Source organism: Phormidium pseudopriestleyi FRX01, assembly GCF_017313335.1.
Taxonomy (GTDB): Bacteria; Cyanobacteriota; Cyanobacteriia; order Cyanobacteriales; family Laspinemataceae; genus Laspinema; species Laspinema pseudopriestleyi.
In genome coordinates, this window is the sequence record NZ_JAFLQW010000435.1 from 1 (window position 1) to 6,986 (window position 6,986).

A 6,986-nucleotide genomic window follows, 5' to 3' on the forward strand; every position below is an offset into this window, starting at 1 on the left:
CAAGGTCCGGGGACCGTTCGTAATCTTAAATGTGAGGCAAATCCCCCTGAACGTAAAAAACCTACTCTTGTAAGGAAGGGGCTCCGGGGGATGAGGGCAAACTGTCCAAACATCGGATGCACCCATTCCAAACCCCATGAAACCCTTCTCAGCAAAAGTAATCGAGTGAGGTTTCATCAATTATCCTAATCCTTATGAATTTAAAGCAATTAATGATAGGATTAAGAAACGACAGCAACTCGTTAGTACGAACATGAAGAAACGACTGAAGTCGTTACTACAAACTATTAATTTAAAGCGATTAATGATAGGATTAAGAAACGATTGAAGTCGTTACTACGAACATTAAGAAACGACTGAAGTCGTTACTACGAACATTGAGAACGACTTCAGCATAAATTTAGGTTTAATCTTCCTTTGGTTTGCCGCCCATGCGAATTTCACTGTAGAAAGAAGCTAGACTAAAACCATCGGCTCGCTTGACAACATGGGTTCTTAGGCGCAAATTATCACTGGCATACCAGATGCGTTCTTCCTCGTAGAGATGTTCAGATTCAGCAATGAACGTTACCACATCATCACTGCCAATGATGTAACGACTCTGGGTCGGTAATTCATCAGAAGTTGTCGATTTCCGAAGCAATTGGCCTTCAGTCGGCTGTGAACCATTTGCGATCGCCACCAAGAGAGTTGAACCGGATTGTTTGGGTTCAGAGTCGAGGGGTTTATTTTCCCATCGAATCCGCACCCCACCTAATGCCTCTGCCGGATCAATGCCATACTCTTGACAAAGGGCGATCGCCTCTGGGTCCTCGGATGACAAGGCATCCAGCCAAAGGTCAGTTGTGCCAGCTACAGATTTGACCGCAGGGAGATCTTGACAGGTTCGCTGGGAAAACCACTTCCCGGCACTGTGTTGGAAAAACTCGATAATATCCATCAACGACGTAGGAGTACGAGGGACTTGACTTGAACTGGACTTACGGTTGTACCCAATTGGTTCAGATCAATACTGCCAACCCATCGATAGCCTGGAGTGCTAACAGCCCATCCCGTAAGTCCGCTTTTTAATATCCTATGCTGAATCGTGCCTTCTTGAATCTCTGATTCTGTTCGCGAATCCTGTTAAGAGAACCCTGGGTTAGGTCTCCTTAGTAGTAGGGTGGGCACTGCCCACCTCCTTACGGTGGGCAGTGCCCACCCTACAATTGCTACGTCAGGGTACGGGTTAAACCTTTGAAAAAAGGCTACTCCAGTATCCAGGAGAAATCCCCGGTAAAATAGCAGGTATTACCTACGGTTCAAAACAGAACACTAAGAGAAAATGAAATTACCTCGTCTGCGTCAAATTTTACTCTCATCTTGCTTGGGGTTGTTACTCCTCGTGAGCGCTTGCGGTGAAGTCCAAGAACCTTCACGGTGGGATGGAACACAGCAACAAAGTACGGAAGTCAGCGCATCGGGTCAACCCGTCCCTGGCAGTTCCTTTAACCGCCTATTTCCCTCAAATAGTGGGGGATACAGTCTCGTCTATACCCAAGAAAAAGAGGGGTTTGCAGAGGCGAAATTGCAACAAGGGAGCCAAGATATGGCGATGTTATCCATTTCTGATACCGTCACCAATCCCAGTGCAGTACAGAAATTCCAGCAGAGTAATACCCAAGTGGGGGGATATCCTTCGTCTTCTTTGACGCCGAACGATACAGCGATTTTAGTGGGCGATCGCTTCCAAGTGAAAATCCAGTCGCGAAATCCCGCCTTTAGCGCCAGCGATCGCGAAGCGTGGTTGCAGCGATTTAATCTTAACGGACTCAAGCAACTGAAATAATATAAATTCCCCGTTCAAAGGGTAACCCATCGTGGATAGCGTAACTTGCACCCGCCAAAATTCCTATTCACCTATTCCCCAACACTAGGAGACATCTGTGAGCAAAACAATCGTACAGTTGGTGGACGAACTCCCCACCAATAACCTAACCATTCACTCCCTGCGAGCCCTCGATTTTGTCGTTCCGGGTCAGTGGACTAACTTAGTCGGGTTTGAAAACACCATTAAAAGCGTCACCGGAGTGACAGATCAAGCCGTAATCCAACAAATAGGCGATCGGGCCATCCAACTCTACAACGATAAATCCCAAGGCTATCAACGCGCCCTGTGGATCTACCAAACCGTCGATAGTTTTGGGGTCACCCTCGGCGCTGCCGCGATCGCCAACAAAGTCGGAGAAAAAATCGGCTTACTCAGCTTCCTTAACAAAATTACCCCCCGAGCCGACAAAGCGCAAACCATCGACCTCTCCCTGAAAGTCGTCGCCGAATTAATTGCCTTTTGCCAAATCAACGGCATCCCCGGGGACAGCATCGGCGATTTTGTCAAATCCCTCGGCAACTACAGCGGCGAATCCCTGATGCGGATGGCGGCCCTCGTCTGCTTCGATGGTCTGATTCCCCTAGGTCCCAACTTCGTCCTGAAAGCCCAATCGGTGATCGGCGGATTGAACCCCAGCGACTTGCAAGAAAATGCCATGTTTAAAAAACTCAGTACCATGATTCCTGGGGGAAATGCGGCGGGTCAACTGGGCTTTATTGGGGAAAGTTTCGCCTCCACCTCCGGTTGGATGAATAACTTCGTCGCCTCTCGCGGATTAACCCCCCAAAAAGTTGCCAACAACCTTCAGCAATTTATCGAAATATCCGATGATAAGTTGGACTATTTAGCGGCGTTCTTGGATATGTCCACCAATTACTATGAGCATACAGGGATTCAAACCCTAGCTCATCGGTTGATTGAAAGAGCCGTTGCCGAGATTTAATTGAGGAGAAACCATGTCACAAGACCAACCTAACTCAGAGGAAGCATCGAAGAATCCCCCGACTCCATCCCCTAAACCGTTCGAGAAAACCAAGGCATCTGCTGAACCCAAAGCCAAACCGCCAGGGAAGGCAGCTCAAGCCGGGGATGCCAAACCCGAAGGGGCGGCGGCGAAAAAGGTCAAGCCTCCGGCATTAGAAGATAAGCCCTTTGCCGAGTTCATCGAACAGGATTATATCCCGGCATTGAAAACGGCCCTCGCCCAAAAGGGGATTGATGACTTACAAATCACTTGGTCCAACCAAAAAGTTACCATGCCCGGTTTTACCTCCGAGGAAAGCTGGGCGCAGGTGAAGGGAGATTGGTTGGACGGAGAGCGTCACTTCCGGGTTTATTTCCCCACGGATGATATCAAAGGACCTAGAGCGTTTTCCTGCTTTGAGCGGGTGAGCCAACCGAGTACCTTAGAGCCATTTTTGATTGACGAACGCAAGATTGACCTCAATGGGTTGGTCTTTTACGTCGTGCAAAGACTGACGGCTCAAAAGTGGGTGACTCGCAATTAGTCCTCACAACTCGTTGAATCGATAGATGACGACTCCGGTAACGGGGTCGTTTTCTACGCTGACATAACCGGCGGAAACCATCTTGGTGAGGGCTTGTTCGACTTCGCTAAAGCTCCTGTTGGTGTCCATAACAGCTTGGGTAACCGAAAGGTGGCCCCCTCGGGCTTGGGCGGCTCTAACGAGGGCGATCATGAGTTGATCTTGGGTTTGCAGGTTTACGGTTTGGCTAATCGAATTTTGGGGAGCTAAGGGGACTCCCATTGGTGAAATTCCCAGTCTTTTTCTCATTTTGTCTTGGTATTTATCCACCATCCCCGGCATGATAAAGCCATCTACGATTTGACCCATCCAGAATAAGTTCCAGGTACAAAACCACAGGACTCCGGTGACGTATTTACCGTTATAAAACCGATGCAGGCCCCCCACTCCCAAAAAGCCCCCCATCCATAACAGGTAACTGACGCCGAGTCTGACAGATTTTTCTTGCTGCAAGCGGGACATTTGCTCCCCTAACTCCTCCACCGATGACAAGGCATTCTTCGGGGGGGTGAGGGCGGGTTTTGGGGGAACTACTGTTCTGTTTAAATCGGCCAAAACCTGGGTGACGGAACTATAGCGTCGAGAGAGGGGCTGTTGCAGCATTTTGTCGAGGACCTGCCGCAAGGAATCGCTGACGGGATTATTTACGAGGTAGTCTGGCCAGACCCAGGTCCCTTCTCGGGGGTCGAAGAGTTCAAATGGCTCGATTTGGGTCATCAAATGGATGCAGGTGATTCCTAGACTGTAGATATCACTGGCAAAGGTGGGTTTCCCGATCGCCTGTTCCGGGGCGGCATATCCAGCACTGCCGATGACAGTACCGCTTCTGCCTATACTGGTGCCGGTGACGGCTTTGGCGGAACCAAAGTCTACTAAGATGAGCTGTCCGTTACTGCGCCGCCGAATGATATTTTCGGGTTTGATATCCCGGTGGATGACTTGGCGATCGTGGACATATTGCAGGACGGGGAGTAAGTTATTTAACAGTTGGCGAATCTGGGAGTCGGTGAAAGGACCGCAGAGGGCCAGTTCGTCTGCCAGATGTTGCCCCTCGATGAATTCTTGGACTAAATATTGCCGTCCTTCCTGTTCAAAGGTTGCCAGCAAGTCGGGGATTTGGGGATGTTGTCCCAGTTGTTCGAGTTGGATGGCTTCTTGGCGAAAGAGTTGGGAGGCTTTGGGCGAAGAATTGCTCTTGATCTGGGCGTCGGGATGGAATTGTTTGATGACGCAACGGGGTTTGGAGGGTTTGTATTCGTCGATCGCCAGGAAGGTTCGGCCAAAACCACCCGCCGCGATCGCCTGGATGGCACGGTAGCGATCGCCCAACCTTAACCTAGCGCCACAATTGGCACAATATTGCGCCCCATCCTGGTTCTGGGGCTTCTGACACTGAGGATTGAGGCAGAAACTCATAAACAATAAGCGATAGTGATGCCTGTGCTTTCATGTTGGCACAACTCTCCCTCAAGATGCTTGTCCTGATGGGGGGAATCCTCACCCGTCCCGGATGCCCTCCTAAACCCCTTTCCCGGCGGTGGGGAGCCTCAAACAGCCCTCCCCTCAACCCCTTTCTGCTCCACTCTCGGCTTTTCCCTTGAGAATTTTTACCGCCAACTTTACAAAAATTGACGTGGTTTTGCAAATTTTAACGCTTTGGGCTGTTCCTAAAGTCTCATACCCTGGTAGACTGGATTTCGTAATCAGGCATCATTCATAAAAATGCCGAGCGCTCCGTATTAGAGAAGTCGCGCCTTTGGCGCAGCTTCTGAGTCGGTCTCCACCTCGCCTAAAGCAAATCAGCTATAACATCACCCTCACCTACACCTATGGTAGATTCCCTAAAGAAACCTGCATTTGAAGAAATCCGCCCAGGGGTTAAAGCTCCCGCCAAGGACACCATCCTGACGCCGCGCTTCTACACCACAGACTTTGATGAGATGGCGCGGATGGACATCTCCCCCAACGAAGACGAACTCCAAGCCATTCTCGAAGAGTTCCGCGCCGACTACAACCGGCACCACTTCGTTCGGGATGAAGAGTTCAACCAATCTTGGGATGGGATTGATGGCGAAACTCGTCAACTTTTCATCGAATTTCTGGAACGCTCTTGCACTGCCGAGTTTTCTGGGTTTCTTCTTTATAAGGAACTAGCACGCAAACTCAAAGGCAAAAATCCGGTTTTAGCCGAGTGCTTTTTGCTAATGTCTCGGGATGAAGCGCGTCATGCCGGATTCCTGAACAAGGCGATGAGTGACTTCAAGCTCTCCCTGGATTTGGGATTTTTGACCAAAAGTAAGAAATACACCTTTTTTAAGCCGAAATTCATCTTCTACGCGACCTATTTATCGGAAAAAATTGGGTATTGGCGCTATATCACGATTTATCGGCACTTGGAAGCGCATCCTGAACATCGGATTTATCCGATTTTCCGCTTCTTTGAGAACTGGTGTCAGGACGAAAACCGCCACGGCGATTTCTTTGATGCCTTGATGAAGGCCCAGCCTGATATCTTAAACGATTGGAAAGCAAAACTGTGGAGCCGGTTCTTTTTACTCTCGGTTTTTGCTACCATGTTTTTGAATGATATTCAGCGTTCCGGATTCTACTCGGTGCTTGGTCTCGATGCTCGTGAGTATGATATTCACGTCATCCGCAAGACTAATGAAACTGCGGGACGGGTTTTCCCGGTGATTTTGGATGTAGATCATCCAGAGTTCTTTGCCCGATTGGATACTTGCACGGGAAATAATGCTAAAATAGCAGAAATCGCAGGTTCTAACCAGCCTAAGATTGTGCAGTTTTTCCAGAAGCTACCCCTTTACATCTCAACTGTCTGGCAAATCGTGCGGCTTTATTTCTTGAAGCCTATTGATTTAACGTCAGAACAAGGGGTCGCTCACTAGATAGTTTTCCGGTTTCGCTCCTCTGTTGTTTCGTCCTTCGGCTCTGCTTTTTGCAGAGCCGTTTTTGTTGGTTAGATTAGGGCTGGCTGTGGGGATCTCTACTCCATGAAAGCAAGAGGTCTAAGGGGTGGATTCAGTCGTGAGGGGCCATGCAAAAGGACGATTGCGATCGGCCACAATCCGTTCAAAGGTCGCTAAATTCTCCGGGGAAAGTTCCTGCTGCCAACGCAGATCCAGCTTAATTTCAAAATTCATCTGCTCATAGTAGTTGCCGTGGATAGCTTGCACTTGTTGTTGCGCCTGTTGACCCCGATACTTCGCAATCATGGCATTGGTCCCGCGACTCCCGACAATGTGATGATGTTCATGCTTCCAATACTCCACCATCTCCGGCTTGACACTCCCACGTCTAAAGAGCGTGGGATTCTTTAAGAGTCCAGAATCTGAACCTTAAGGGCGTAGTCAATGCGCCTCTACTGACTTCACTCAGATTTAACCCAAGTGTTACCGCTACTTTTCAGCAGAATGTTGGCTGCCCCATTACAATCAGCATTGATATACCAATTATTTGCAGTCCGGTACAATCCCCTCTTAACCCGCTTGCCAGATTCTTGCCACCCTTCGGGTTTTTCACCAAATGTAGGTAGCTCATCAGAGTCTAGA

At 49.1% G+C, this 6,986-nt stretch carries 7 protein-coding genes and 1 pseudogene; 4 read left to right on the top strand and 4 right to left on the bottom strand.

All coding sequences use genetic code 11. From position 1 onward, the window contains the following. Positions 1–406: 406 nt before the first annotated feature. Positions 407–940 carry a phycobiliprotein lyase gene (locus J0895_RS16360; protein ID WP_207089112.1) on the bottom strand — a complete coding sequence of 178 codons (534 nt, stop codon included), beginning with the start codon at positions 938–940 and terminating at the stop codon, positions 407–409. A 384-nt stretch (positions 941–1,324) separates the two neighbouring features. Here J0895_RS16360 and J0895_RS16365 point away from each other — a divergent pair, with 384 nt between their 5' ends. The 3 genes from J0895_RS16365 to J0895_RS16375 all read left to right on the top strand — a co-directional run bounded on the left by J0895_RS16365 (position 1,325) and on the right by J0895_RS16375 (position 3,378). Next, complete coding sequence (locus J0895_RS16365) at positions 1,325–1,828, top strand: hypothetical protein (protein ID WP_207089113.1); 504 nt, start codon at positions 1,325–1,327, stop codon at positions 1,826–1,828. Positions 1,829–1,925: 97 nt separating this feature from the next. Next, positions 1,926–2,813: a hypothetical protein gene (locus J0895_RS16370; protein ID WP_207089114.1), complete on the top strand. Its 888-nt coding sequence runs from the start codon at positions 1,926–1,928 to the stop codon at positions 2,811–2,813. Positions 2,814–2,826: 13 nt separating this feature from the next. Continuing rightward, a complete protein-coding gene (locus J0895_RS16375) occupies positions 2,827–3,378 on the top strand; it encodes a DUF2996 domain-containing protein (protein WP_207089115.1) in 552 nt (183 codons plus the stop codon). A gap of 3 nt (positions 3,379–3,381) precedes the next feature. Here J0895_RS16375 and J0895_RS16380 read toward each other — a convergent pair whose 3' ends face one another. Then, the gene (locus J0895_RS16380) at positions 3,382–4,833 is read right to left on the bottom strand and encodes a protein kinase domain-containing protein (protein ID WP_207089116.1); all 1,452 of its coding nucleotides are present in this window, start codon (positions 4,831–4,833) and stop codon (positions 3,382–3,384) included. A gap of 413 nt (positions 4,834–5,246) precedes the next feature. Between J0895_RS16380 and acsF the strand changes: the two genes are divergently transcribed. Further along, positions 5,247–6,323: a magnesium-protoporphyrin IX monomethyl ester (oxidative) cyclase gene (acsF, locus tag J0895_RS16385; protein WP_207089117.1), complete on the top strand. Its 1,077-nt coding sequence runs from the start codon at positions 5,247–5,249 to the stop codon at positions 6,321–6,323. A gap of 120 nt (positions 6,324–6,443) precedes the next feature. Here acsF and J0895_RS16390 read toward each other — a convergent pair whose 3' ends face one another. Then, on the bottom strand, positions 6,444–6,710 hold the full coding sequence (locus tag J0895_RS16390) for a hypothetical protein (RefSeq protein ID WP_207089118.1): 267 nt from the start codon (positions 6,708–6,710) through the stop codon (positions 6,444–6,446). A 95-nt stretch (positions 6,711–6,805) separates the two neighbouring features. Further along, positions 6,806–6,986: pseudogene (locus J0895_RS16395) on the bottom strand (hypothetical protein); the annotation flags it as partial.